The 25603-nt window shown below is 65.0% G+C and carries 24 protein-coding genes; 12 read left to right on the top strand and 12 right to left on the bottom strand.

The window, feature by feature from the left end:
• Positions 1 to 88: 88 nt before the first annotated feature.
• The 4 genes from U4Y88_RS23980 to U4Y88_RS23965 all read right to left on the bottom strand — a co-directional run bounded on the left by U4Y88_RS23980 (position 89) and on the right by U4Y88_RS23965 (position 2943).
• A complete protein-coding gene (locus U4Y88_RS23980) occupies positions 89 to 541 on the bottom strand; it encodes a phosphate-starvation-inducible protein PsiE (RefSeq protein ID WP_224011236.1) in 453 nt (150 codons plus the stop codon).
• A gap of 97 nt (positions 542 to 638) precedes the next feature.
• Entirely contained in the window at positions 639 to 1355 is a 717-nt protein-coding gene (locus U4Y88_RS23975; RefSeq protein WP_415774493.1) for an amino acid ABC transporter permease, read from the bottom strand.
• Positions 1355 to 2131 (bottom strand): amino acid ABC transporter permease, encoded by a 777-nt coding sequence (locus U4Y88_RS23970; RefSeq protein WP_321786892.1) that lies wholly within the window; start codon positions 2129 to 2131, stop codon positions 1355 to 1357. Before U4Y88_RS23970 ends, U4Y88_RS23975 begins: the two co-directional genes overlap by 1 nt.
• Positions 2131 to 2943, bottom strand: a complete 813-nt coding sequence (locus U4Y88_RS23965) for an ABC transporter substrate-binding protein (RefSeq protein ID WP_321786890.1) — start codon at positions 2941 to 2943, stop codon at positions 2131 to 2133. Before U4Y88_RS23965 ends, U4Y88_RS23970 begins: the two co-directional genes overlap by 1 nt.
• A 137-nt stretch (positions 2944 to 3080) precedes the next feature.
• Here U4Y88_RS23965 and U4Y88_RS23960 point away from each other — a divergent pair, with 137 nt between their 5' ends.
• Complete coding sequence (locus U4Y88_RS23960) at positions 3081 to 3920, top strand: phosphate/phosphite/phosphonate ABC transporter substrate-binding protein (protein WP_321786888.1); 840 nt, start codon at positions 3081 to 3083, stop codon at positions 3918 to 3920.
• A gap of 197 nt (positions 3921 to 4117) precedes the next feature.
• Positions 4118 to 5137, top strand: a complete 1020-nt coding sequence (locus tag U4Y88_RS23955) for a sulfate ABC transporter substrate-binding protein (RefSeq protein WP_321786886.1) — start codon at positions 4118 to 4120, stop codon at positions 5135 to 5137.
• Between the two features lie 9 nt (positions 5138 to 5146).
• On the opposite strand, the gene U4Y88_RS23950 is transcribed toward U4Y88_RS23955, so the two are convergent.
• Positions 5147 to 6106 (bottom strand): zinc-binding alcohol dehydrogenase family protein, encoded by a 960-nt coding sequence (locus tag U4Y88_RS23950; protein ID WP_321786884.1) that lies wholly within the window; start codon positions 6104 to 6106, stop codon positions 5147 to 5149.
• A 155-nt stretch (positions 6107 to 6261) separates the two neighbouring features.
• Between U4Y88_RS23950 and U4Y88_RS23945 the strand changes: the two genes are divergently transcribed.
• On the top strand, positions 6262 to 7074 hold the full coding sequence (locus U4Y88_RS23945) for a helix-turn-helix transcriptional regulator (RefSeq protein ID WP_321786882.1): 813 nt from the start codon (positions 6262 to 6264) through the stop codon (positions 7072 to 7074).
• A gap of 27 nt (positions 7075 to 7101) precedes the next feature.
• Here the strand turns inward: U4Y88_RS23945 and U4Y88_RS23940 are convergent, their stop codons facing one another.
• Both U4Y88_RS23940 and U4Y88_RS23935 read right to left on the bottom strand, forming a co-directional pair.
• The gene (locus U4Y88_RS23940) at positions 7102 to 8019 is read right to left on the bottom strand and encodes a TauD/TfdA dioxygenase family protein (RefSeq protein WP_415774492.1); all 918 of its coding nucleotides are present in this window, start codon (positions 8017 to 8019) and stop codon (positions 7102 to 7104) included.
• A 134-nt stretch (positions 8020 to 8153) separates the two neighbouring features.
• Positions 8154 to 9392 (bottom strand): acyl-CoA dehydrogenase family protein, encoded by a 1239-nt coding sequence (locus U4Y88_RS23935; RefSeq protein ID WP_321786880.1) that lies wholly within the window; start codon positions 9390 to 9392, stop codon positions 8154 to 8156.
• Positions 9393 to 9646: 254 nt separating this feature from the next.
• Here U4Y88_RS23935 and U4Y88_RS23930 point away from each other — a divergent pair, with 254 nt between their 5' ends.
• A complete protein-coding gene (locus tag U4Y88_RS23930) occupies positions 9647 to 10879 on the top strand; it encodes an acyl-CoA dehydrogenase family protein (RefSeq protein WP_321786878.1) in 1233 nt (410 codons plus the stop codon).
• 24 nt (positions 10880 to 10903) lie between these two features.
• On the opposite strand, the gene U4Y88_RS23925 is transcribed toward U4Y88_RS23930, so the two are convergent.
• Positions 10904 to 11785: a LysR family transcriptional regulator gene (locus tag U4Y88_RS23925; protein ID WP_321786876.1), complete on the bottom strand. Its 882-nt coding sequence runs from the start codon at positions 11783 to 11785 to the stop codon at positions 10904 to 10906.
• 105 nt (positions 11786 to 11890) lie between these two features.
• On the opposite strand from U4Y88_RS23925, the gene U4Y88_RS23920 reads away from it, so the two are divergent.
• On the top strand, positions 11891 to 12427 hold the full coding sequence (locus U4Y88_RS23920) for a lactoylglutathione lyase family protein (RefSeq protein WP_224011257.1): 537 nt from the start codon (positions 11891 to 11893) through the stop codon (positions 12425 to 12427).
• Positions 12424 to 13428: a zinc-binding dehydrogenase gene (locus U4Y88_RS23915; protein WP_321786874.1), complete on the top strand. Its 1005-nt coding sequence runs from the start codon at positions 12424 to 12426 to the stop codon at positions 13426 to 13428. Before U4Y88_RS23920 ends, U4Y88_RS23915 begins: the two co-directional genes overlap by 4 nt.
• Positions 13429 to 13468: 40 nt before the next feature.
• Here the strand turns inward: U4Y88_RS23915 and U4Y88_RS23910 are convergent, their stop codons facing one another.
• Together U4Y88_RS23910 and U4Y88_RS23905 are read right to left on the bottom strand one after the other, a co-directional pair.
• Positions 13469 to 14590 (bottom strand): NADH:flavin oxidoreductase/NADH oxidase, encoded by a 1122-nt coding sequence (locus tag U4Y88_RS23910; RefSeq protein ID WP_224011260.1) that lies wholly within the window; start codon positions 14588 to 14590, stop codon positions 13469 to 13471.
• Positions 14591 to 14727: 137 nt separating this feature from the next.
• Positions 14728 to 15246, bottom strand: coding sequence for an SRPBCC domain-containing protein (locus U4Y88_RS23905; RefSeq protein ID WP_224011262.1), 519 nt, complete (start codon positions 15244 to 15246; stop codon positions 14728 to 14730).
• A gap of 334 nt (positions 15247 to 15580) precedes the next feature.
• Here U4Y88_RS23905 and U4Y88_RS23900 point away from each other — a divergent pair, with 334 nt between their 5' ends.
• From U4Y88_RS23900 to fusA, 3 genes are all read left to right on the top strand, one after another.
• Positions 15581 to 17158: a nodulation protein NfeD gene (locus U4Y88_RS23900; RefSeq protein WP_321786872.1), complete on the top strand. Its 1578-nt coding sequence runs from the start codon at positions 15581 to 15583 to the stop codon at positions 17156 to 17158.
• Positions 17155 to 17922: a slipin family protein gene (locus U4Y88_RS23895; RefSeq protein WP_224011266.1), complete on the top strand. Its 768-nt coding sequence runs from the start codon at positions 17155 to 17157 to the stop codon at positions 17920 to 17922. The genes U4Y88_RS23900 and U4Y88_RS23895 overlap by 4 nt, the downstream gene beginning before the upstream one ends.
• 215 nt (positions 17923 to 18137) lie before the next feature.
• A complete protein-coding gene (gene fusA / locus U4Y88_RS23890; RefSeq protein ID WP_310633990.1) occupies positions 18138 to 20189 on the top strand; it encodes an elongation factor G in 2052 nt (683 codons plus the stop codon).
• A gap of 54 nt (positions 20190 to 20243) precedes the next feature.
• On the opposite strand, the gene U4Y88_RS23885 is transcribed toward fusA, so the two are convergent.
• Positions 20244 to 21275, bottom strand: a complete 1032-nt coding sequence (locus U4Y88_RS23885; protein ID WP_310633989.1) for a LacI family DNA-binding transcriptional regulator — start codon at positions 21273 to 21275, stop codon at positions 20244 to 20246.
• 240 nt (positions 21276 to 21515) lie between these two features.
• Between U4Y88_RS23885 and U4Y88_RS23880 the strand changes: the two genes are divergently transcribed.
• The 3 genes from U4Y88_RS23880 to U4Y88_RS23870 all read left to right on the top strand — a co-directional run bounded on the left by U4Y88_RS23880 (position 21516) and on the right by U4Y88_RS23870 (position 24353).
• Positions 21516 to 22568: a sugar ABC transporter substrate-binding protein gene (locus tag U4Y88_RS23880; protein ID WP_321786870.1), complete on the top strand. Its 1053-nt coding sequence runs from the start codon at positions 21516 to 21518 to the stop codon at positions 22566 to 22568.
• Between the two features lie 31 nt (positions 22569 to 22599).
• The gene (locus tag U4Y88_RS23875; RefSeq protein WP_321786868.1) at positions 22600 to 23598 is read left to right on the top strand and encodes a fatty acid desaturase; all 999 of its coding nucleotides are present in this window, start codon (positions 22600 to 22602) and stop codon (positions 23596 to 23598) included.
• Positions 23599 to 23741: 143 nt separating this feature from the next.
• Positions 23742 to 24353, top strand: a complete 612-nt coding sequence (locus U4Y88_RS23870; RefSeq protein WP_224011345.1) for a glycine zipper 2TM domain-containing protein — start codon at positions 23742 to 23744, stop codon at positions 24351 to 24353.
• A 269-nt stretch (positions 24354 to 24622) separates the two neighbouring features.
• Here the strand turns inward: U4Y88_RS23870 and U4Y88_RS23865 are convergent, their stop codons facing one another.
• Positions 24623 to 25579, bottom strand: coding sequence for a LysR family transcriptional regulator (locus U4Y88_RS23865; protein WP_224011276.1), 957 nt, complete (start codon positions 25577 to 25579; stop codon positions 24623 to 24625).
• Positions 25580 to 25603: the final 24 nt, after the last annotated feature.

The following is a 25603-nucleotide window of genomic DNA, read 5'->3' as shown; positions in this document are numbered from 1 at the left end:
GTGGAAATGTATTGCCCTGCCGCCACGCCGGGCGATGGCCGCCCGGCGCTTTACAACACGTCCGCTTTACAACACTTCAATCCGCGCTTTACGCGCCTTCGACTTTCTTCGGCTCGTGCTTCTTGCTGTTGTCGTCGGTGCTGCTCGGGTATTTCGCCTGACCAAAGCGAATCAGCAACACTCCCACGGCGATCAGGACAATCGCACCCGCCGACGCCAGCAAATGGATTTCCGTATTCGCGCCAGCGCGCAGAATCAGATCTCGCGCAATCGACACCATGGCAATATAAAGCGGGAACCGCACCGGCAATTGCCCCGCCTTCAGATATTGCCCGACCATCGCGAACACTTCGAGGTACAGGAACATCAGCAGCAGATCGGTCAGCGTGACGCCATCGGAATTGATCATCCGCCAGATCAGATGCACCATGGCCGCCACGGTGCCAATGCCGATAATGAAGAGGCCGAACAGCTCGGCCAGCTCCATTGCGCGTTCGAGCCGCCCTTTGATCGCACTCTGCAAGGCGTTTTCGTACTTCACTTTTACCGATCCTCCAAAATAAACACGGTTGAAGGATAGTAGCGCGATATGTCGGGAATTTAAAAATTGCGGCGACGCTTTTTTTAAACCACGGCGATCAATGCGCGGCGGGCGCCGTTTCGAACGTCCGTGCCTTAATGCGCCGTGTGCGCACGAGCAAGGACATCGCCACGCGGTCGAGCGCAGTACACATCACGAGATAGAGCGCGGCCACAAAGAGAAAAATCGGAATCGGATAAATCATCAGTCTATTATTTATCTGCGTGGCGACAAACGACAATTCGCCCACGCCGACAATATACGCAAGCGACGTGTCCTTCACGAGCGACACCCACTGATTCACGAACGACGGCGCCATGATGCGCAAAGCCTGCGGCAGCACCACGTAGCGCAGCGCCGCGAAACGCGAAAAGCCGAGCGACAAACCGGCCTGCCATTGCGCCTCGCCCACCGCCACGATGCCCGCATGCACCGAATGCGCGAGATACGCGCCGCCGATCAGCGAAAGCGCACACACCACGGCCGCGAGACCCGGCACGTCGATATGAAACACCACGGGCAACAGGAAATACGTCCAGAAAATCAGCATCAGCACGGGAATCGCGCGAAAGAAGCCGATCACGAGCAGCAGCAGCGCGCGCAGCGGACCGGACGCGAGCGCCAGCGCAATGCCGAGCGCAAGGCCCAACAGCGCAGACGCCAACGCGGACGACACCGCCAGCACGAGCGTGAGCGCCGCGCCGCCGAGCGGCCCGTCGGGAAACGCGCCCACGAGCAGATACGGCACATTGGCCGCGAATACATGCCACGGCATCATCGGCGTGCTCCGCGCGCGGCCGTCCGCGCATATTGGCGCCAATGCAGCACCGCTTCGAGCAGCGCGATCGCGCCGACATACAGCAGCGTCGCGATACCGAAGGCCGCGAAGGTCTGAAACGTTTCCGTTTCCACCTGGCGCGACGCATACGACAATTCGGCGAGGCCGATCGCCATCGCCAGCGAGGAATTCTTCACCAGATTCATGTATTGCCCGAACAGCGGCGGCAGCGCGATACGAATCGCCTGCGGCAGCACGACATAGCGAAACGACTGCCACGGCGTCAAGCCGAGCGCGGCGGCCGCATGGCGCTGCGCGAGCGCCACGCCCGCGATGCCCGCTTCCACTTCGCCCGCGATAAACGCCGCCGTGTAGCACGTGAGCCCCAGCCACGCCGCCACGAATTCGAACGACGGCCAGCGCAGCGCACCGAGCGGCGTGCTCAGCACGTGCGGCGTATTGAGCCATTGCATCCACGCATCGGGCAGCAGCGTGGCCGCGCCGAAATACCAGAACAGCAATTGCACGAGCAAGGGCGAATTGCGGAACGCCGTCACATAACCGTTGCCCGCGCGCCGAAACACGGCAAGGCGCGACTGCCGCGCGAGCGCGATCAGCACGCCCCAGACCGTCGACGCGAACGCGGCGCACAGCGTCACGCCCACCGTCACGCCGAAGCCCTGCCAGAGCCACAGCAGATACTTCGGCGCGAGCGGTAAATCAGGCAAAGCAGGCAAATGCGGCGGCACGAGCGCCGCAAAGAGCGATTGCATCAGACCTTGTCGCCAATCTTGAAGGTACGCGCGAGCGGCGTCTTCGTCGTCGGGCCGAACCAGCGGTTATAGATCGTCAGCGCCGTGCCGTTCGCTTCGAGACCGCGCAGCGTGTCGTTCACGAATGACGTGAGACGCGGCTCGCCCTTCGGAATGCCCACGCCCATATAGTCGTTCGAAATCGTGAACGGCGGGATTTCGTAATTCTGCTTATCGGGCACGTTGGCGAGCAGGCCGACGAGTTTCGGACCATCCTGCGTGATCGCCTGCACATTGCCCGCGCGCAGCGCCGCGAACGCGAACGGCGTGTCGTCATAAGCGACGAGCGTGGCTTGCGGATATTTATCGCGCACCGTGATCTCATTCGTCGTGCCCTTGTCCACGCCAATGCGCAGGCTCGAAATCTGATCCGGCGTTTTCAGCACGCCCTTCTTCGCGAGAAACTGCTGACCCGACGAGAAATACGGAATGCTGAAATCGACCTGCTTCGCGCGCTCGTCGGTAATGGTGAAATTCGCGAGCACGAGATCGACCTTGCGCGACGCGAGAAACGGAATGCGGTTGGCGGGATTGGTCGGCTGCAATTCGAGCTTCACGCCCAGTTTGTCGGCGATGGCGCGCGCATAATCCACGTCGAGCCCGACGATATGATTCGTGGCCGGATCGACGAAACCGAACGGCGGATTGCTGTCGAAGGTGGCCACGCGCAGCACGCCGGCCTTCTTGATGTCGTCGAGACGATCCGCGTGTGCGAGACCGGAAGTCAGCGCCGTGAATGCGACGAGTCCAGCGGCGAGCCATTGCTTCTTCATTGTTTTTTTCCCGTGTGGTGTGGTGCGAATCCTGAATGAAAGGCGAGTATAAAAAGCGCGCGCGCCGCGTTCCAATAACGGATTCGCGAATCGTTATATGCTCGTGGCATTTGCAGAATTGACGCAGGATTGACACGATGACGCACTGGATCGCCGCCCTGCCGATGTACAACGTCACGCCGCAGCACGGCACGCTATGGCGTGCGCTGCTGCGCGATACGCTCGGCGAATACGCGCGCCGTGCCGGCGTGCGCGAGCGTATGACGCTGCTCGACGAAGCGCTCGGCGATCTGTTCGCGCTCTGGCGCAGCCCCGACCTGCTGATGTCGCAAACCTGCGGCTTTCCGTATCGCCTGCTCGGGCTCGACAAGCAGGTGCATCTGCTCGCGACGCCGAGGTTCAATGCGCCCGGTTGCGAGGGCGCGTTCTATCGCAGCGTGCTCGTCGTGTCCGCGCAAGCTTATGAGAATGGCGCGACGACGCTCGCCGCGTGCGGCGGCTTGCGCGCGGCCTGCAATAGCGCCGACTCGCATAGCGGCATGAATGCGTTACGCCATTCAGTGGCGACCACCGTTGCGCAATCCGCGCGCGGCGCGCGCTTCTTTGCCTCGGTCTCATTCGTCGGTTCGCATCTGAATGCGTTGCGCGCCCTCGCCGCGAACGAAGCGGATGTGGCCGCCATCGACTGCGTGACGCTCGCCTATGTGCGCGACGCACTGCCCGACATGCTCGAATCCGTGCGCGAAATCGGCATGACGGCGGCGGCACCGGGTTTGCCGTTCATTGCCTCGCGCACCGTGCCCGACGCGCACGCCGCCACGCTGCGCGACGCGCTCGATCATGCCTGCACGCTCGATCCGCTGCGCGCGAAAACACTGCGTTTACAGGGCTTTTCGCGTCTCGCGCCCGCCGATTACGCGACCATCGAACAGTTCACCGACGAAGCGCGCGCCGCCGGTTACGCGGAACTCGCCTAACCGCGCGCATCGCGCAACTCCCTTTATCAGTTTCCCCGCAAAGCAAAGCACGGATCGATATAAGCCCATTGCAAGCTGCCGATAGAATGGAATGCTGGCCTTCCGGCGCTCGCCTTGCCTACGCGAAGCATTCTCGACAGATTCGCGAACGATTCGCGCACGGCGCAGCGCCCCATCACAATCATTCGGGGATTCGCATGGCATCACTCACACGCGCCGCGCGCTGGATCGGCGCGGGCATCGTCGCCAGTTCGGCATTCGCCACTACGCTCGCTTACGCGGACACGTCGCTGCTCAACGTCTCGTACGACGTCACGCGCGAACTCTATAAAGACATCAACGTGAGCTTTATCGCCGACTACAAGCAGAAAACCGGCGAGACCATCACGATCAAGCAGTCGCACGGCGCGTCGAGCGCGCAGGCGCTTTCCGTGCTGCAAGGCCTGCAGGCCGACGTCGTGACGATGAACCAGCCCAACGATATCGACCTGCTCGCCGAACGCGGCCAGATTGTGCCGAAGGACTGGCGCACGCGTCTGCCCGACGCCAGCGCGCCCTACACCACCACGATGGTGTTTCTCGTGCGCAAGGGCAATCCGAAGCACATCAAGGACTGGGACGATCTCGTGAAGCCCGGCGTCCAGGTCGTGATCGCGAATCCGAAGACCTCGGGCAATGGCCGTTATGCGTATCTGGCCGCGTGGGGCTATCGCAAGCTGCAAGGCGCGAGCGACGCGCAGGCGCTCGACTTCGAACGCGCGCTGCTCAAGAACGTGCCGGTGCTCGACGCGGGCGGTCGCGGCGCGACCACCACGTTCACGCAGCGCGGCATCGGCGACGTGCTCGTGACGTTCGAGAACGAAGTGGCGCTGATCGATACGGGCGTGGGCGCGAAGGATTTCGATGCGGTCTATCCGTCGGTGAGCCTGCTGGCCGAACCGCCCGTGACGGTGGTCGACAAGGTCGTGGACAAGCGCGGCACGCGCAAGGAAGCGACGGCGTATCTGGAGTATCTGTACTCGCCCGCCGCACAGGAAATCATCGCGCAGCATCATCTGCGTCCGCGCGACAAGGCCGTGCTCGCCAAACACGCCGACGAGTTCAAGCCCATCAAGACCTTCACGGTCGAGCAGGTGTTCGGCAGCTGGCAGAAGGCGCAGGCCACGCATTTCGCCGATGGCGGCACCTTCGACCAGCTGTTCGCGGATCGCAAATAAGCCTGTTTTTCAGGCCTCGATCGTAAAGACCGTGCGCGGGCCGCTCGATGGCTCGCGCCAATGTTGCGCGATCTGCGCGAGCGGCACGGCCTGCGTCTCGACCGCCAGCCCCGCCGCTTGCGCCGCGCCGAACACCGCGCGCATGCTTTCGAGCAAACGCGGCATCGCCACACTGCCGATACCGCTGCCCAGCAGCGTGATCGGCGCCGCGCGCAACGCCGCGCCAGGCAGCGCAATTTCGCCGCCGCTCGCCGAACCGATCTGCACGAAGCGCAGCGCGCGGTCATCCGGCAACGCGCGCGCGGCGGTCGTCAGCAGCGCCTGCGCGCTCGCGCCCCAGAGATAATCGAGCACCACGTCCACGCCCGCTTCGAGATGCGGCGCGAACTTCGCGGCGAGTGCATCCGCTTCGGCATTCAATTCGATCGCGACATCGGCGCCCGCTTCGCGCAGCGCGTCGAGCACGGCGCGATTGCGGCCCGTCACGATGATCTTGCCCGCGCCCAGATGCTTCGCGATACGCACCGCGAGCCGCCCGGACACGCCGGTCGCGCCGTTCACGAGCACGGTCTCGCCCGCGACGAAGCCCGCGCGCTCGACCAGCGCGGCCCACGACGACATGCCGGGAATCGCGAGCGCGGCGGCGCTCACGTCGTCGAGCGTGTCGGGGATCGGCGTGCACAGCGATTCCGCTACGAGACACTGTTGCGCCAACGCTCCGTAGGGCGCGCGCGGCAGGCAGAAGTACACGCGCTGTCCGTCTTCGAGACGGCCCGCGCCGTCGAGTCCCGCCACGAACGGAAAGCGATGCGTGGACGAATAATGCTTGCCGGAAGCCTTCGCATAGGCAACGCGGCTCAACGCGCTGGCGCGCACGTCGACGAGGCGATGGCCCGCCAGCGCGGCGGGCGCATCGAAATCGGCATAAACAGGCGTCTCGCCCATGCCGTAAATGATGGCAGCTTTCATCAGGATTCCTTTCAAATGACCGGAGAAAAACGCTCGGCGCGAGACACGTCGCACGCGTCATCGGCCATGCAGGCAGTCTAGACGTGCAAAACCGGCGCGTCTCCGGTATAACAGCCATTCGATACGGAAATCCGGCCACTCAGAGGTGCCACAACGTGCGTCAAACCGCCGACCCGCCATCCAGCCAGCAGCCCATCGTCCGGCCCGACCGCGTGCTGGCGACGCACGGCCCGTTTCTCGCCGCGGGCGAACTCACGCAGCGCACGGCGCGCACGCGCGCGGCGCATCATCACGCGCGCGGGCAGTTGATGGGCGCGCTGAGCGGGCTCGTTTCCGTGGGAATAGATGGGGCGCAATGGGTCGTGCCGGCGGTGCATGCGATCTGGATTCCGCCGCATCATCTGCATTCGGTGCGTTCGCACGGGCCGTTTTCGGGCTGGAGCGTGTTCGTGGCGCAAGCGCGCTGCGCCGCGCTGCCTGACGCACCGCGCGCGATCCGCGCCACGCCCTTGCTGCGCGAAGCCGTGCGCCGCGCTGCGACCTGGGACGACGCGCCGTTCGACACCGCCCGCACGCGGATCGCCGAGATGATTCTCGATGAAATCGCCGCCGCGCCCGCCGAACCACTCGGCCTGCCGCGCCCCGTGGATGCGCGGCTCGCACGCATCGCCGACGCGCTCGCCGCCGAACCCGGCAACGAACGCAGCCTCGAAGAATGGGCCGCCTGGGGCGCGCTCGCACCGCGCACGCTGAGCCGCCGCTTCCTGGCGGAAACCGGTTGGACCTTCGCGCAATGGCGTCGCCAGGCGCGCCTGCTGCGCGCGCTCGAATGCATTGCCGAAGGCCGCAGCGTGACGGCCACCGCGCTCGAACTCGGTTACGGCAACGTGAGCGCGTTCATCGAGATGTTCCAGCGCGCCACGGGCGTGACGCCGGGGCGCTATCTGGAAACGCGCGAAGGCACGTAAGGCAAGGGTCTGCTCACGACAGCGCCCTTAAAACGGCGCATCGCCTTCAATCGTCGTGCGATACAGCTTGCGGCGCAGATGATCGGGCGTGCCCGCCGCCAGATGCATGAGCGAGCGGTTGTCCCAGAACACGAGATCGTGTTCGCGCCACACATGGCGATACACATGCTCCGCACGCACGCTATGCGCGAACAGTTCGTCGAGCAGCGCGCGGCTTTCGTCGTCGGGCAGATCGACGATGCGCGTGGTGAAATGCTCGCTCACGAACAGCGCCTTGCGCCCCGTTTCCGGGTGCGTGCGCACGACCGGATGCACGACCGGTTTCACCTGCGCGATCTGTTCCGCCGAAAGATTCGGCCGCCACGGGCTGCGCGCCTGCAACTCCGCGTAACGCGCGAGATAGGTATGTTCGGCGCGCAAGCCTTCGACGGCCTTGCGCAACTGCGCGGGCAAACTGTCCCACGCGAGATGCATGTTGGCGAACAACGTGTCGCCGCCTTCGGACGGCAATTCCTGCGCGTGCAGCAGCGAGCCGAGGCTCGGCTTCTCCTTGTACGAGAGATCGGAATGCCAGAAATGGCCGGCGTCGCCGAGTCCGATCGGCTTGCCATTCTCGACGACATTCGACACGATCAGCACATCGGGATGCCCCGGCAGCGCGAACTGATGCAGCACGTGCTGCTGCAACGGCCCGAAGCGGCGGCTGAAGTTCACATGCTGCTCGGGCGTGATGCGCTGATCGCGAAACACCAGCACATGATGATCGAGATGCGCGCGATGAATGCGCGCGAAATCGTCGTCGGCGAGCGGCGCGGCCAGATCGAGGCCGACCACTTCCGCGCCGAGCGGTGCATCGAAGGCGCGAATCTCGAAGCGTTGCGGCGCGGCGTGCGCCGTGCGCACGATGGGCGGTTGGGCGGAAAGCGAAGCGGCGGTCGTAGTCACGCGAAATGCCTTTCTGGAATCGAGAAGAACAATCTACGTCCGCACGCGCCGCGCGACAACCAAGCAATTTCCATACGCATATCCGTTCGAGTCATTAAGGCGTCGCTCGTGCAGATACACGAAGACGTGCGGACTTAAAACACGCGGCCTTCGGTCAGATGCGTGGTGACGTCGTTGAGCACGTAGTCGCCGACCACGCGCGCCTTATGCAGCAGCGGATTGTGGCTGAAGATCGTGCGCAGATTGCGCCAGTGACGGTCGAGATTATGCGCGCGCGAGGTCGCCGACGCGCCGCCCGCTTCGAACATCCGCTCGCCCGCTTCGAGCGCGAGCTTGCTCACCACGAGCTGCGTGCGCGCGGTCGCGAGCGCGCCTTCGAGCACGAGCGATTCGGCATCGGCATCGCCATCAAGCAGGGCTTGCGACGAGCGCTCCAGCACGCGCGCGTTCTCGCGCACGAGCGCGTCGATCGCATGACTATGCGCCGACAAGGTGCCGACGATCTGCTGAATGAACGCGTCCTCGCGCGCGCTGGGCGCGGGGCTGTGCAGCGCCGGGCGGCCGTGATCGAGCACGTAGCGGCGCGCATCGCTCACGATATTGCGCACGATGCCCGCCGCCACCGCCACCAGATGCAGCTGGCGCAGCGCGCCCGTATGACGCCCGACCAGCGTGGTGAGATCACGACCGGTCACTTCGTCGGCATAGACGAGCAGGTCGTCGAATACGAGGCTGCCGCTCGCGGTCATGCGCTGGCCCATGCCGTCCCAGTCGTCGAGCACGCTGAAGCCCTCGCGCTTCACGGGCACGATGGCGATCACGCCGCGCCCCTCGTCGTCCTGCACGTTCAGGCGCGCGTAATCGGCGAAGGCCGTGCCCGTCGAATAATATTTGCGGCCGTCGAGCCGGTAATGCTCGCCTTCGCGGCGCAGCGCGGTCTGGATTTCGCCGGGCCGCGAAGTCGTGGCTTCCGTCGACGCGCCGCCGAAAATCGCGCCGTCGATCACGCGCCGGATCTGCACCTCGTTGAACGGCGTGCGCCGCGACAGCAGCAGCACTTCCGTCTGGTCGTAATGCAGCCGCAAAGCGTGCGCGAGATGGCTGTCCGCCGCCGCGAGCGTGGCGATCACGTCGAATTCGTCGATCAGCGTGCCGCCGAGGCCGCCCCATTCGACGGGCAGGCGCAGCCGTCCGAGCGCCGAACGCCGGAACTGCTCGAAGCCCGCGAACGGCAATTCGCGGCGCGCCTCGCGTGCGGCTGCGTCGGCGCCGATGGCGGTGGCAAGTTCGGGCAACGCGGCGAGCGCTTCGTCGAGCGTGGGCGCGCCATGAGGTTCGGAAAACTCCGGCGAAAGCGATTGAAGTGCGGACATCGGCCATCCTTGTGATACGCGGTATCGGACGAATCAGTATAAGAAGCGCGGCGCGCGTGCCTAACCACGTAATTCGACTTTTGTTATGCGCATCGCTGCTTTGTGCGTCGATTTGCGTGCTGCGGCGACAGCGGCAAAAGCAGAAAAGCAAATCAGCACGCACCCCGCACCGTTCGCACGAATCGTTCTTTGACCGTGCGCGCCGCCGCTGCCGATAATCGTTCGCTCCAGCATCATCAAGGATGGCTAAGCATATGAACGCCCCCACTCCGCCCGCCGCGCTCGATTCCACCGACGACGACGCCAGCCGCGCCGCCCACGCCACGCTGATCGAGCGCGCGGCGCTGCTAGGCCGCGTGTTCGCCAATCTCGCCGACGACTACGACCGCAGCGGCGCGGCGCCTCTGGAGCAATTCCAGGCGCTGCGCGAAGCGGGCCTGCTGCGCGCGAACATCGCGCGCGCCGACGGCGGATACGGCGCGGGCCTCGCGGTCACGCGCGCCATCGTCGGCGAAATTGCGTACGGCGATCCTTCGGTCGCGCTGATACTCGCGATGCATTACAGCCATCACGCGATGATCGTGCACGACGCGCGCACGGCTGCACGAGGCGGCGCGCGCGACTGGCCGACCGCGCTCGCGCAGCGGCTCACGCGCGCCTCGCTCGAAGGCCGCGCGCTCATCAACGCGGCGCAGGTCGAGCCCGCGCTCGGTTCGCCCTCGCACGGCGGCCTGCCCGATACGGTCGCGCGGCGCGACGGCGCGCACTGGCGCATCACGGGCCACAAGCGTTACGTGACGGGCGCGCCGCTGCTCGGCTGGATCAGCGTGCTCGCGCGCACCGACGAGACCGAGCCGCGCCTCGGCCATTTTCTGGTGCCGCGCGACGCGCCCGGCGTGCGTATCGACGAAAACTGGGACCCGGTCGGCATGCGCGCGACCGTGAGCCACGACGTGCTGTTCAAGGACGTGGCGATCCCGCTCGACGACGCCGTGGGCCTGAAACCCGCGAGCCTCGGCGTGCAGCGCGATCCGCATGCGACGGCGTGGTATTTCAGCCTCGTCGCCACGATTTACGATGCGGCGGCGCGCGCCGCGCGTGACTGGCTGCTCGGCTTCATCAACACGCGCACGCCCGGCGCGCTCGGCGGCGCGCCGCTCGCGAGCCTCGCGACGGTGCAGGAAAGCGTGGGCCGCATCGAAATGCGGCTCGCCACCAGCGACTGGCTGCTGCGCTCGCACGCCGACGCCATCGACGCGGACAACGCGCCCGCCACGCTCTCGGCGCTCGTGAAGCACAACGTGGTCGACAACGCGATCGAGGCCGTGCAGACCGCGCTCGAACTCGCGGGCAATCACGGCATCACGCGGCGCAATCCGCTGGAGCGCCATCATCGCAACGTGCTGTGCGCGCGCATTCACGCGCCGTCGAACAGCCTGCTGCGCACCAACGCGGGACGCGCGGCGCTCAATGCGGCGGTGAAATAGGCGGCCCGGAAAGCGGCGCGCGGCTCAAGCGCCCGCGCCGTCCATCTGCGCGCAGAGAAATTCGACGACGCGCTGCGCGCGGCGCGGCAGCGGCCATTCGGCGCGATGAATCAGCCAGAGCGTATCGACCACGGCCACATCGCATTCCACGACTTCGATCGCGTCCTGCCGCGCGAACGCGCGCCGCGCATAGCGCGGCAGCACAGTAAAACCGAAACCGCGCGCAACCGGTTCGAGGATCAGGCCGATCTGGTTGCTGAAGCCGCGCCGCGGCAGACTTCGCGCGCCCGCATTGCCAGGAAAACGGCGGCTCAGCAGGCGATTGGCCATCGCGAGGCCGTCGGGGTGATCGACGAAACCGATGCGCTCCAGATCCTCCCACGTGCTCACCGTCTCTCCGGCCGGAATCACCATTTCCAGCGGTTCTTCGGCGAAACGCGTGGCTTTCAAGCGCTCGTCGTCGGGCTTGAGCGTGAGCAGGCCCAATTCGTACTGATTGGCGAGCACGGCCGCCAGCACCTCGGAATCGGGCGCGAAACGGTGACGGATCGACAGCCCCGGATGCGCCATCTGCAAGTCGAGCAGCAGCGGATACAGCGCCAGGCCGATGCTGCCCGGACTGATCAGTGCGATCTCGCCCGCGTCGGCGTCGGTGGCCGCGAGGCGCTCGCGCAACTTGCGGTCGGAGACTTCGAGTTCCGCGCAATAGTCGAGCAGCGCGCGCCCGGCGGGCGTGACCTCGATGCCGCGCGGACGGCGGAACACCAGCAGCCCGAGCCGGTCTTCGAGGTGCCGCAGATGCTGGCTCACGGCGGCCTGCGTGATGCCCAGCCGCTCGGCGGCGCGCGTGAAGTTGCCGACCTCGGCCAGCATCTCGAAGGTGCGCAGCCATTGCGGATTCAGCATAAGGAAGATTTATCGAAACGATAAGAATAGCGTCGTTGTGATTATAGCCACGCTGCCTAAGATTCGAAGGGTGCCCGCCAGCCGGGCGTTTTTCGAGGAATCAGCATGAGCATCGTTTATCCGCGCAGTTTTTCCCACATCGGTCTTTCGGTGACCGATCTCGACGCCGCCGTGAAGTTCTACACCGAGGTCATGGGCTGGTATCTGATCATGCCGCCCACCACCATCGAAGAGGATGAGAGCGCCATCGGCGTGATGTGCACGGATGTGTTCGGCGCGGGCTGGGGTTCGTTCCGCATCGCGCATCTCTCGACCGGCGACCGCATCGGCGTGGAGATTTTCGAATTCCGCAACGCGCAGAAGCCCGAGAACAATTTCGAATACTGGAAGACCGGCGTGTTCCACTTCTGCGTGCAGGACCCGGACGTGGAAGGCCTGGCCGCAAAGATCGTCGCGGCGGGCGGCAAGCAACGCATGCCGGTGCGCGAGTATTTCCCGGGCGAGAAGCCGTATCGCATGGTCTATATGGAAGACCCGTTCGGCAACATCCTCGAAATTTACAGCCACAGCTATGAGCTGACGTATTCGGCGGGCGCGTATCAAGGCAATACGCAAGGCAATACGCAAGGCAACAAGGCATGAGCGACGTGAAAACGTCCATGCCCGCGACCTGGCCCGCCTGGACGTGGCGCGGATCGCCGGACGCGCTCGGCCTCGCGCTGGGCAGCGTGCCGCGTGAACCGCTCGCGCCGGGTGAAGTGCTCGTGCGCAATGCGGTAATCGGGCTGAATCCGGTCGACTGGAAAGTGCTCGGCGGCGATCTCGTGAACTGGCAGCGCGGCAAGGTGCCGGGCGTCGATGGCGCCGGCACGGTGGTCGCGCTCGGTGAAGGCGTCGCGCCCGAATGGCTCGGTCGTCGCGTGGCGTATCACCAGAGCCTGCACGCGCCGGGCAGCTTCGCGCACTACACGCCGCTCGCGGCGCGCGCGCTGCTGCGCGTGCCCGATGCGCTCGACTTCGCCACGGCGGCGAGCTTTCCGTGTCCGGCGCTCACCGCGTGGCTGGCGATCGAAAAGCTGCCGCTGCGCGCGGGCGCACGCGTGCTGATCGCGGGTGCGGGCGGCGCGGTCGGCCAGTATCTCGTGCAGTTGGCCGCGAAGCGCGGCTTCGAGGTGACGGCGATGTGCCATCCGCGTCACGCTGAACGACTGGCGGGAATGGGCGCGCATGCGTGCGTGCCGGGACCGCTCGACGATTCGAGCACGTGGGCCGGTAACCATGCAGGCCGCTTCTACGCCGCGATCGACAGCATCGATGCGCCGCACGCCGCGCGCCTCTCACCCGTGCTCGAAGCGAACGGCCATCTCGTCTGCATTCAGGGGCGGCTCGACACCGCACCGTGCCCGCCGTTCGGGCGCACGCTCTCCGTGCACGAAGTCGCACTCGGCGCGCTGCACGTCTACGGCGACGACACCGCCTGGCAACGTCTCACGCAAGCGGGCGAGTCGATGCTCGCGGCCATCGCGGGCGGCACGCTGCAAGCCGAAGCGCAGCACATCGCGCCGTTCGATGCGCTCGCGGAGCACCTCGACGCGCTGCGTCACCGCGCGTTTTCGGGCAAGGCGCTCGTTGCAGTGGAGTGAGTCGATGAACGCAAACGCGGGCTGATCCGCGCGACGCCGCTCAATCGCCGCAATCGCGCGCCTGCGGATCGGGCTGATAGCGTTCGAGCCAGTACGCGTATTGCGCGGGCAGCACCCACGAAGGCCGCTCGACCTTCAGGTGCTGCGCCGCGCGGTACGGATAGTGCGGATCGGCGAGATGCGCGCGGCCGATCATCGCGAGATCCATCTGCTCCTCGGCGATCACGCGTTCCGCCACGCGCGGAATATCCACGCCCCACGACGACGCCACCGGCACGCCCGCCTCCCTGCGCACGCGCGCGGAGATGGGCGCGAGAAACGCCGGACCCCACGGAATCTTCGCACCCGGAATCGAAAAACCCACGCTCACGTTGAGCAGATCGAGCCCTTCGTTGCGCAGCGCGCGCGTGAGTTCGATCGATTCGGCGAGCGTTTCCTCGTCGCGTCCGTCGTATTCGATCACGCCGAAGCGCGCGGTCAGCGGCAGATTCCCGGGCCAGACTTCGCGCACGGCCGCGAGCGTTTCGACGAGAAAGCGGCCGCGTCCTTCGAGATTGCCGCCATACGCATCGGTGCGCGTGTTCGAGTGAATCGAAAAGAAACTTTGCGCGAGATAACCGTGCGCGAAATGCAGTTCGAGCCATTCGAATCCGGCGGCCCGCGCACGCCGCGCAGCATCGACGAACGCCTGCTTCACGCGCGCGATATCGTCGAGCGTCATGGCGCGCGGCACGCGCGGCAGATTCGCGCCGAACGCAATCGCCGAGGGCGCAATGGGCTGCCAAGCGCGCGGGTCGTCGGCGGGAATGTGATCGTCGCCTTCCCACGGACGATTCGCGCTCGCCTTGCGGCCCGCGTGCGCGATCTGGATGCCGGGCACCGCGCCCGCCGCCTTGATCGACGCGGCGATGCGCGCCATGCCTTCGGCTTGCGCGTCGTTCCACAGACCCGTGCAGGCGGGCGTGATGCGCCCTTCGGGCGACACCGCCGTGGCCTCGACGATCACGAGTCCCGCGCCGCCGCGCGCGAGCGCCGGATAGTGCGCCCAGTGCCAGTCGTTGGTGACGCCGTCGACCGCGCTGTACTGGCACATCGGCGGCACCGCAATGCGGTTGCGAAGGGTCACGTCCTTCAGTTTGAACGGGCTGAACAGTGCAGACATACCGCGCCTCCAGAAAGGAAAACCGCGCCGCGCCATGGGTGTGCGCGGCGCGGCATCGCGTTCAACGGGATTGCGTTCAACAGTAGGCGAAAATTTCGCGCGGCGGCGCGGACGCGTTCATGCTGCGTCGTTCAGCGTTATTTGGCTTTGCGCGCGGCGCTCACGAGACCGTCGAGCCATTCCTGATGACCGTTGATCATCGGATTGGGACGCGTGTTCGCGAGTTCGGCGGCGGGCTTGCCCTTCTGCGTTTCCTGCGTGAGGATGCGCACGCGGCCGCCCGACAAATCTTCGACGAGCCACGCGTGATGCACATCGAGACGCGTATCGCCCTCGCCCGCCCAGCCGTGCCAGGCCACGCGGCCCGGCTCGCCGTTCGCGGGCGGCACATATTCCGTTACCTCGCCTTCGACCGGAAAGCCAAACGTGCGGAAGAAGAAGCGCACGCCGGTTTCGAGTTGCGGACCCTTGCCGTCATAGAAACGGATATCCGACGAGTTCGCGTAATACTCGGGCCAGCGCGGCGCGATGGCGAGCAGCGGCCAGACGTCGGCTGCCGAAATGCCGGCGACGATCATTTCATTCGAGGCGAAGTTTTCGGTGGTGCCCGGCAGATAACCTTCGGGCCAGATGATGGCGTTCATACGTTCGGCCATGGTGTGTGCTCCATTCGATGCGGGATGAAAACGCGCGGACGGTCTTCCGTTCGCGCTGCATGGACGTCATGATCGGCGTTACGATGAAATAACTCCAATTATGAATTCGTATTTCAGTCATCAGTGAATATGATATTTAAAGCACGCTTTGCCGATGCGGCAGGCTGAGCAGAGGGAATTCATCGGATGAAACGGCGGGCGCGAAATTCAATCAGGATGTCGAAACAATTCGATCCGCCCCCACGCTTTGCGCCAAAAGCCTAAACTTGAATCATCGGGCCTAGCCCTTTCCTGCGAGCCGGCGGCGTGCGATCCGCGCCGCGCGGCCGAGCCGATGCGCGTTCATCGCCCAGCGCAGATCGCCACGCCTTGCGCGCGGCGCTCACGTGCGTGTCAACCACGTCGTCCGCTTGCGTGGCGGAGCGTGCGCCGCGCATTGCCCGAATTTCGGCTCGTACCCTCGTTTTTTGCGCTGCTGCTGCTCGTATTGGCGACGCTGTGCGCCGCCGTCTTCGCGCAAACGCCCGCGCGCACGCAACCCGCTGTCGTCGTGATCACGGTGAACGGCGCGATCGGTCCCGCCAGCGCCGATTTCATCGTGCGCACGCTCGAACGCGCCGCACAGCAGCGCGCGCCGCTCGCGATCCTCCAGCTCGACACGCCCGGCGGCCTCGACACCTCGATGCGCCAGATCATCAAGGCGATCCTCGCCTCGCCCGTGCCGGTCGCCGCTTACGTCGCGCCCGGCGGCGCGCGCGCGGCGAGCGCGGGCACCTATATCGTCTATGCGAGCCATATCGCGGCGATGGCGCCGGGCACGAATCTCGGCGCGGCGTCGCCGGTGCAGATCGGCGTCGGCGGCGCGCCGGGTCCGACGGGTGCGCCCGCCTTGCCCGGCGCGGCCAGCGCGGCCTCGGGCGCCTTGCCCACCGACACGGCCTCGACCGAAACCCGCAAGGCGACCCAGGACGCCGCCGCCTATATTCGCGGCCTCGCCCAACTGCGCGGACGCAACGCCGAATGGGGCGAACGCGCCGTGCGCGAAGCCGTGAGCCTCTCGGCGAGTGAAGCGCTCGCGCAGCACGTGATCGACCTGATCGCGCCGAGCGCCGCCGATCTCGCGCGCGTCGCCGACGGCCGCGTCGTCGCAACGGCGGGCGGCATGGTGCGGATCGCGAGCGCGCACGCGCCGCTCGTGAGCTATGCGCCCGACTGGCGCAATCGCTTCCTCTCGATCATCGCCGACCCGAACGTCGCGCTCATTCTGCTGACCATCGGCGTCTACGGCCTGTTCTTCGAGTTCGCGAATCCCGGCTTCGTGCTGCCCGGCGTGGCGGGCGCGATCTGCCTGCTGGTCGGGCTGTTTGCCATGCAGATGCTGCCCGTGAATTACGCGGGGCTCGGCCTCGTGCTGTTCGGGCTCGCGTGCCTCGTCGCCGAAGCGTTCTTGCCGACCTTCGGCGTGCTGGGCTTCGGCGGCATTGTGGCGTTCGCCATCGGCGCGCTGATGCTGATCGACACGGACGTGCCCGGCTACGGCGTGCCCCTGCCGCTGATCGCGGGCCTCGCGCTCGGCGGCGCGGCGCTGGTGGCGCTGATGTCGGGCGTCGCGCTGCGCGCGCGGCGGCGGCCCGTGGTGACAGGCGCGGAAGCGATGGTCGGCAGCCGCGGCGAAGTCCTCGACGACGGCCTGCACGCCGACGGCGCAGGCGCAGCGCCAGGCGCCCCGCCCGCGGCGGCGAGCGGCTGGGCGCGCGTGCGCGGCGAGCGCTGGCGCGTGACGTGCGCCATGTCGCTGGCGGCCGGCACGCCCGTGCGCGTGACCGCGCGCAGCGGCCTCACATTGAGCGTCGAACCGCTGCGCGACGCGGGCGCGCCATCGCAAACGCCGATACAAGGAGAATCGACATGATCGGTTACACGTTTGGGTTTTCGAGCCTGCTGGCCGTGCTGGTGGTGCTGCTCGTCATTTCGTCGATCCGCATCTTCCGCGAGTACGAACGCGGCGTGGTGTTCATGCTCGGACGCTTCTGGAAGGTCAAGGGACCGGGCCTCGTGCTGATCATTCCCGTGGTGCAGCAAGTCGTGCGCATCGATCTGCGCACCGTCGTGTTCGACGTGCCCGCGCAGGACGTGATCACACGCGACAACGTGTCGGTGAAAGTGAACGCCGTGGTGTATTTCCGCGTCGTGGACCCGGAAAAAGCCGTGATTCAGGTCGCGCGCTTTTTCGAAGCCACGAGTCAGCTCGCGCAGACGACCTTGCGCGCGGTCCTCGGCAAACACGATCTCGACGCGCTGCTGGCCGAGCGCGAGCAATTGAACGCCGATATCCAGAAGACACTCGACGCGCAAACCGACGCGTGGGGCATCAAGGTATCGACCGTCGAAATCAAGCATGTCGATCTCAACGAAACGATGATCCGCGCGATTGCGCGCCAGGCCGAAGCCGAACGAGAACGCCGCGCGAAAGTCATTCACGCCGAAGGCGAATTGCAGGCTTCGGAGAAACTCTTGCTGGCCGCGCAACGGCTCGCGCAACAACCGCAGGCCATGCAATTGCGCTATTTGCAGACGCTCACGACGATTGCCGCCGACAAGAATTCGACCATCGTGTTTCCGTTGCCAGTGGATATTCTGAATGCGGTGATCGACCGCATGGGTCCGCCGCGTTAATGTTGAACGTGGCCGAGCGCGCTTTATTGCATCGCACAGGTTTTATCGGCGCGCGCGGGCGCAAGCATTTCACGCAGAAAACCCCTGAAAACTGGGGCTGAAATACTGCACCGCAACGAATTGAAATCGCGCGCGCGGCGCGTTCGCTAACGCTGGCATGCGCGAGAAATTTCGCCAATAATGCCCCAACACGCCTTTACAGGACGATGGCGATCATGGATTACAGTCCCGAAGCCATCCGCACGATCGCACTGGTCGGCCACGCCGGATGCGGCAAGACCTCGCTTGCCGAAGCGCTCCTGCATCGCGGCGGCGCCGTGCACACACCAGGCAGCGTGAGTCGCGGCACCGCGCTCTGCGATTACGACGCGCTCGAGCGCAAATATCATCACTCGCTCAATTCCACGGTCGCGCATTTTCATCATCAGGACACGCGCGTCTATCTCGTCGATACCCCCGGCTATCCCGACTTCGCGGGGCTTTCGATCGGCGCGCTGCCGGCCGTCGAAACAGCGGCCATCGTCATCAATGCGCGCAACGGCATTGAAATGACCACGGCCCGCATGATGGATTATGCGCAGCGGCGCAAGCTCTGCCGCATGATCGTCGTGAACGGCATCGACGGCGAGAAAGTCGATTTACCCGGTCTGCTCGCGGAGATTCAGGAGCGCTTCGGCAAAAACTGTCTGCCGATCAATCTGCCCGCAAAAGGCGGCAGCGAAGTGGTGGACTGCTTTTTCAATCCGGCCGGCGAGGCCGATTTTTATGCCGTGGACGCGGCGCACAACGCGCTCGTCGACCAGGTGATCGAGCTCGATCCCGAACTGATGGAGCTGTATCTCGAACAGGGCGAGGCCATCACGCCCGAGCAGTTGCACGCGCCATTCGAACGCGCGCTGCGCGAAGGCCATCTGGTGCCGGTGTGTTTCACCTCGGCGGCCACGGGCGCGGGCATCGAGCAATTGCTCGACGTCTTCGTGCGCCTGCTACCCAATGTGACCGAAGGCAATCCGCCGCTTTACTATCGCGAGACGTCGAACGGCAAGACCGAAACCGTCCAGCCCGAGCCCGACGCCGACAAGCACGTGCTCGCGCATGTGTTCAAGATCGTGATGGATCCGTATATCGGCAAGATGGCCGTGTTCCGCATTCATCAGGGCACGGTCGCGCGCGACAGCCAGCTTTATATCGGCGATGGCCGCCAGCCGTTCAAGGTCGCGCATTTGTGGCGCTTGCAAGGCAAGGACCATACCGACGTGCCGCGCGCCGGACCCGGCGATATCTGCGCGGTGGCGAAAGCCGACGGCATCGACTTCGACACCGTGCTGCACGACGCGCCCGAAGACGGCAACGTGCATCTCGTGCCGCTCGAATTCCCCAATCCGATTTACGGGCTCGCCATCGAACCGGCGCGGCGCGGCAACGAACAGCGCCTCTGGGAAGTGCTGCAAAAGCTCGCCGCCGAAGATCCCTGCCTCTCGATCAGCCATCCCACGGGCACCAACGAAACCGTCGTGCGCGGGCTCGGCGAACTGCATCTGCGCTATATGCTCGAACGGCTCACCGAGCAGCACAAACTCGAAGTCATTACGCGGCCGCCCACCATCGCGTGGCGCGAGACGATCGGCGGCAAGGCGGAAGGCCATTGCCGTCACAAGAAACAAACGGGCGGCGCGGGCCAGTTCGGCGAAGTGATGCTGCGCGTGGAGCCGCTGCCGCGCGGCGCGGGTTTCGAATTCGTCGATGCCGTGAAAGGCGGCGCGATTCCCACGCAATACATTCCCGCCGTGGAAAAAGGCATTCAGCAGGTGATCGACAATGGACCGCTCGCGGGCTTTCCGATGCAGGACGTGCGCGTGACGGTATTCGACGGCAAGAGCCATCCGGTCGATTCGAAGGAAGTGGCGTTCGTGACGGCGGGACGCAAGGCGTTTATCGATGCCGTTTTGAAGGCGCAGCCCATCGTGCTCGAACCGATCGTCGATATCGAGGTGATGACGCCCGAGGCGTCGATGGGCGACATCATTGGCGATCTTTCTTCGCGGCGCGGGCAACTGCACGGCACGCGCACCGTGGGCGGCAATGCGATGGTGATTGCGGGCAAGGTACCGCTCGCCGAACTCAACGAATATCAATCGCGCCTGAATTCGCTCACCGGCGGCAACGGCAATTACAGCATTCAATTGAGCCATTACGATCCGGTGCCGCCCGCGCAGCAGGACAAACTCGCGGCACAACACAAGAGCCGTGGCGGTAATGAGGAATAACGCGAGGAATAACGCGAGGCATAAAGCGAGGAATGAAATAAGGCAACGGCGCGCTTAAAACTCGGCGGGCAGATTCTCCTGAAGATAAATGGAAATGGGCGTCTGCAAGGGCAGGCCCGATGGCGCGCCGCGATTGTAATGGCCGAGAATCGCCTCGACCGCGCGCACCGCTTCCACGAACGGGCTCTGATCGAGCACCGCATCCATCACACCTTCGATCAACAAGGCGCGGCTCACGGGCGTGAGTTCGTGGCCGATCAACACCGTCTGCTGTTCGCGCCTGAGCGCCTTCAACGCGCGCGCGATGCCGTCGTCGCCGACCGAAATATTGTAGATGCCGCGCAACTCGGGATATTTACGGAACGCCTCGCGCGTGAGCCGTTCGGTCGAGCGTTCGTCCTCGCGGCTCTCGACCGTCGCCACCACCTCGCACGCGGGAAAGCGCCGCCGCAGCACGGCGCGAAACGCGCCCTCGCGCTGCTCGTGGCCGAGATAGGTGCGCAGTCCCGCGATCACCATCACCTGGCCGCCATCGCGCCCGACGAAGCGCCCCATCAACTCGCCCGCGATGCGCCCCGCCACGCGATTGTCGATGCCCACATAAGCGAGCCGGCCGCTGTCGGGCAGATCGCTTGCGACCGTCACCACCGGAATCTTCTTCGCAACCGCCGATACCGCATCCACCACGAGCGGATGCTCGTAGGCCACGACGATCATCGCGTCGGCCTTTTGCGAGGCGCGTGCGATGACGTTTGCGAGCGAGCGCGGTTCGAGGTCGTCGAAGAACGTCACGCTGCAGAGCACGCGATAAGTCTCGAACGACTTCTGCGCGAGTTCGAATCCTTGCCGAAGCGCCGCGTAATACGGCGAATCGGGCTTCTGCGTGAGGATGGCGATGCGCAGCCAGCGCACCGACACCTCATGCAGCGCGCGGTCGAGCTTGAGCTTGCGCGCGGCGTCGAGCACGCTCGCTTCCTTCTCGCGCGACACGCCGCCCCGTCCGTTCAAGACACGCTCGACGGTCGCGTAGCTCACGCCCGCGGCTTTCGCCACATCGTCCATCGTCGGCTTTCGTCTGACGTTCATGCACGCCTCGCAGCTGCGGAAAGTGAAATGCGCGAATCGCATTCGCATGCGCCGTGAATTGAGGAAAAGTCCTCAAGATTCCGTTTGAGCGCTGAGATTGCTTCAACTACATTTTATTCGTCATTCGCGAATAGAAGGCGCGCCGATGCACCGGAACAAGCGCCGCGAAGACCGCCGCCGCGCGTACAGGCATGGACGTACGCGAGCGGACCACGACAACTCATTCAGGAGACAGTCAACATGGAGACGACCGGATTCCGTCTGGCCCGGCGCGCGTTCGCCGCGCTCACGGCCGTGGCGCTGGTGAGCGCGTTCGGCGCATTCGGCGCGGGCAGCGCCGCCGCCGAGGAACGCTTCGTGATGGTGAGCCACGGCTCGGATTCGAACGCGTGGTGGAACACCGTGAAAAACGGCATGCGCGACGCGAGCGAGGATTTCAATGTGCCGGTCGATTATCGCAATCCGCCCGGCGGCGATACCGGCGACATGGTGCGCATTCTCGAACAGGCGTCCGCGCGCAATTACGCGGGCGTGATTACCACGGTGCCGAATGTCGAGATGATCGATAAAGGTCTCGCGGGCGTGAAAGCCAAGCATATTCCGCTCATCACGATTAATGGCGGCCCGCAGGACGGCATGAAAGTGGGCGCGATGCTGCACGTGGGGCAGCCCGAATATGAAGCGGGCAAAGCGGCGGGCGAACGCGCGAAGGCCGCGGGCATCCGCAATTTTCTGTGCGTGAATCACGGCGCCGATATTCAGGCGCTCTGGGATCGCTGCAAAGGATTCGCGGATGCACTCGGTGTCGATTACAAGAAGTCGACGCTCGATAGCGGCGAAGACCCCACGCTCATCGCGAGCAAGGTGGCCGCGTGGCTGCGCGCGCATCCCGACACGCAAGCCATTCTCGCGCTCGGCCCCGATCAGGCGATGGGCGTGCTGCGCGGCGTGAAGGACGCGGGCAGGAGCGGCAAGATCTATGTGGCGACCTTCGATCTCTCGCCCGACATTCTCAAGGCGATCCAGTCGGGCCAGGTGGCCTTCGCCATCGATCAGCAGCCGTATTTGCAGGGTTATCTTTCGGTCGCCGCCATGGCGATCGCCGTGCGCGACAAGACCAGCGATCCCGCGCGTATCGTCGCGGCGCTCAAGAGCGACAAGAAGGTCGCCGCGCGGCTCGATAAATACGGACTGAAGCCTGTGTATACCGGCTCGACCGTGAGTTCCGGCCCGAGCTTCGTCACGCGCGACAACCTCGCCGTGGTCCAGCAATACGCCGGTTCGTACCGCTGATGCGCGCACGCTCGATCAAGGGAGCCCATTCATGAATATCGACATGCAGTCCTGGTATCGCGTGGACATCGACCGCAAGGCGCTCAAGGAACTTTCCACGCGCTCCGATGCGCGCGGAATCGTGCAGGCGGGCGGCTTCTTCGCGCTCGTGATCGGCACCGGCGTGCTCGCGTGGTATTCGCTCGGCACGGTCTGGGCCGTGCCCGCCTTCCTGCTCTACGGCACCGTGTTCGCGTTCAGCGAAGCTGCCGCGCACGAACTCGGGCACGGCACGGCCTTCAAGACGCGCTCGCTCAACGAAGCGGTGTACTGGGTGATCTGCTTCATGTCGTGGCGCGAGCAGGTGTATAGCCGCTGGCTGCACGCGAAGCATCACACCTATACGCATCTGACTGCCGCGCCTTACAAGGACCCCGAACTCGCGTTCAAGCGCCCGCTCAGCTATCTGAAACTGGTCACGGATTTTGTGCGCATTTCGCACGGCATTCAGTTTCTCGGCGCGATCGCGCTGCATAGCTTCGGCATCGTCACGCAAGGCGCAAAAGAGGTCGTGCCGGAATCCGAATACAGGAAGATGTGCGCGAATTCGCGTGTGTTGCTGGCCTGTTATGTGGCGGTGTTCGTCTGGGCAATCGCGGCGCATAGCTGGCTGCCGATTCTGTTTCTGTTCGTCGCGCGTGCGTATGGCACGTGGCTGCACGAACTGTGCGCGCTCACGCAGCACACGGGACTCAAGGAGAACGTGCTCGATCACCGCGTATCGAGCCGCACGGTCAGGCTCAATCCGCTCGTGCGTTTTCTCTACTGGAACATGAACTACCACATCGAACATCACATGTTCCCGACCGTGCCGTTTCATGCGCTGCCGCGTTTTCACGAAACGGTGGCCGCGCAGATGCCGACGCCGTATGCGGGACTGTGGCCCGCCTGGCGCGAAATACTCACGATCTTCGCGAAGCAGCAGCGCGATCCCGAGTATGTGGTGGTGCGCGATCTGCCGAGCGGCAAGCGGGGCGATGCGGTGGCGTGAGGATTGGTGCTAACAGACTTTACACGTTGTTACCCGGTGGCATCGGACGAGCGAACGCGCATTCCTTATACTCCCGCGCATTCGCTCTCCACATTGACATCGGCCGCCTCGCGCGACGCCGATGCGGGAATCACACCATGCCGATGCTCACCACGAAGTCCGCCTTTCTTGCGACGATTGCCGCCGTCACGACGCTCTCCCTGACTGCCTGCGTGGCGCCGGGTTATGGGCCGGGCTACGGCTCCGGTTATTCGGGGCAATATGCCCAGCCCGCCTACGCGCAGCCGGCCTATGCGCAACCGGCGACCGTGCAGCAGCCCGTCTATGCACCGCCGCCGCCGCCCGCGCCTGTCTACGACACGCAGAACGGCGGGCAATATGGCAATCAATACAACACCCCGTCCGCCGCGCAATATGGCGCGCAGTACGGCACGATCACGAATGTGCGTCCGGTCAGCAGCGCATCGCCGGTATCGGGCGTGGCGGGCACGGTGGTGGGCGCGGTGCTCGGCGGCGTGATCGGCAATCAGTTCGGACGCGGTCACGGCCGCGACGCGGCGACCGTGATCGGCGCGCTCGGCGGCGCGGTCGCGGGCAATCAGATCGGCCAGCAGATGGGCGCGCAAAACACCTCGTATCAGATCGACGTGCAGGTAAGCGACGGTTCGATGCGCGCGTTCAATGTGCCGACGCCCGGCGATCTGCGTCCGGGCGACCGCGTGCAGATCAACGGCAGCCAGCTTTCGCGGTATTGACCGCGGCGAGATTTGAATGAGCCGATAAAAGGCGGCGCGTGAATCGCGTCGTCTTTTTTCATTTCATTAATTTGGATGCCGAATTAATTCGGGCGATGCACTCAACGCACGACGTTGAATATCGAACGATCGTGATATCGTGCGCGCCGCCGTCTGCTCGGCCATGTCGGGCGGGTGAGTCGATTACCGTGCGGCGCGCGATATTCCGGTTTTTGGGTGGGTGGCGGGGCTGACCGTTAGTAGCATTTCAGAGCAAAAACGCGATCCCCCTACTTCCCCGTCGTCTGCACGAAACTCCGCGCCAACTGCTTCCACAGGTGATCCGCCGCAGGCGACAGCCGCCGCCCCACGCGCGTCATCATCTGGCTGCCGAAACCCGCCGCGATCGGATGATCGATCGGCACCGCCACCAGCTCGCCAAGCTCGATGCCGCGCCGCGCCGTAATCGACGACATGAACGCCACGCCCAGCCCGCCTGCCGCGAGCGTCTGCGCCGTGTTGAACAGATCCACGCGATAGGCGGGAATCACGTTCAGGCGCACGTCCTCGAATAGCGACTGCACGATCTGCTGCACGCCAAACGCCTCGCGCATGAAAATCAGGCGCTCCTGCGCCAGCGCTTCGGGCGGCACCTTCGCCATGCGCGCGAAACGGTGCGTGGGCGCGACCACGGCGCACAACGGTTTCGACGCGAAGGTATGAATGCGCAGCGCGGGATCGTCCGCGGTGCGCGTGCACAAGCCGATATCGACCACGTCGTCGCGCACCAGCGAGAGCACCACGGGCGTCGGCCCCGAACGGATCTCGACGAGAATGTCCGGGTACGTCATCGAAAATCGCTGCAACGCGCGCGCGATCAGATTGCCGATGAAGCCCTCGCCCACACCAAGCGCCACGCGTCCGCGCCGCAATTGCCGATATTCCTCCAGGCGCGCGGCGAGATCGCGCTGACGCCGCTGACTGTCGCGGTAATGATCGATCAGCACCTGGCCGATCTCGGTCACGACCACGTTGCGTCCGCGCCGCTCGATCAGCGGAAAACGCAGCCGCCGCTCCAGCGCCGCCACCTGACGGCTGATCACCGAGGGATTCACACCGAGCGTTTCGGCGGCCATGCGCACGCCGCCGCTCGCGGCGATTTCGGCCAGATAACGCAGCGTGCGCTCGCCGATTTCGTCGATCCAGCGTTCTGCCAGCGGCTCCGCTCCGCCTTCCGTTGGATTCATTTTCATTCCTTTCGCGAACCTTTC

The organism is Paraburkholderia sp. J94 (assembly GCF_905220285.1).
GTDB lineage: Bacteria > Pseudomonadota > Gammaproteobacteria > Burkholderiales > Burkholderiaceae > Paraburkholderia > Paraburkholderia tropica_A.
The sequence above is the reverse complement of the archived record's forward strand: the minus strand, read 5'-3'. Positions and strand labels throughout refer to the sequence as shown.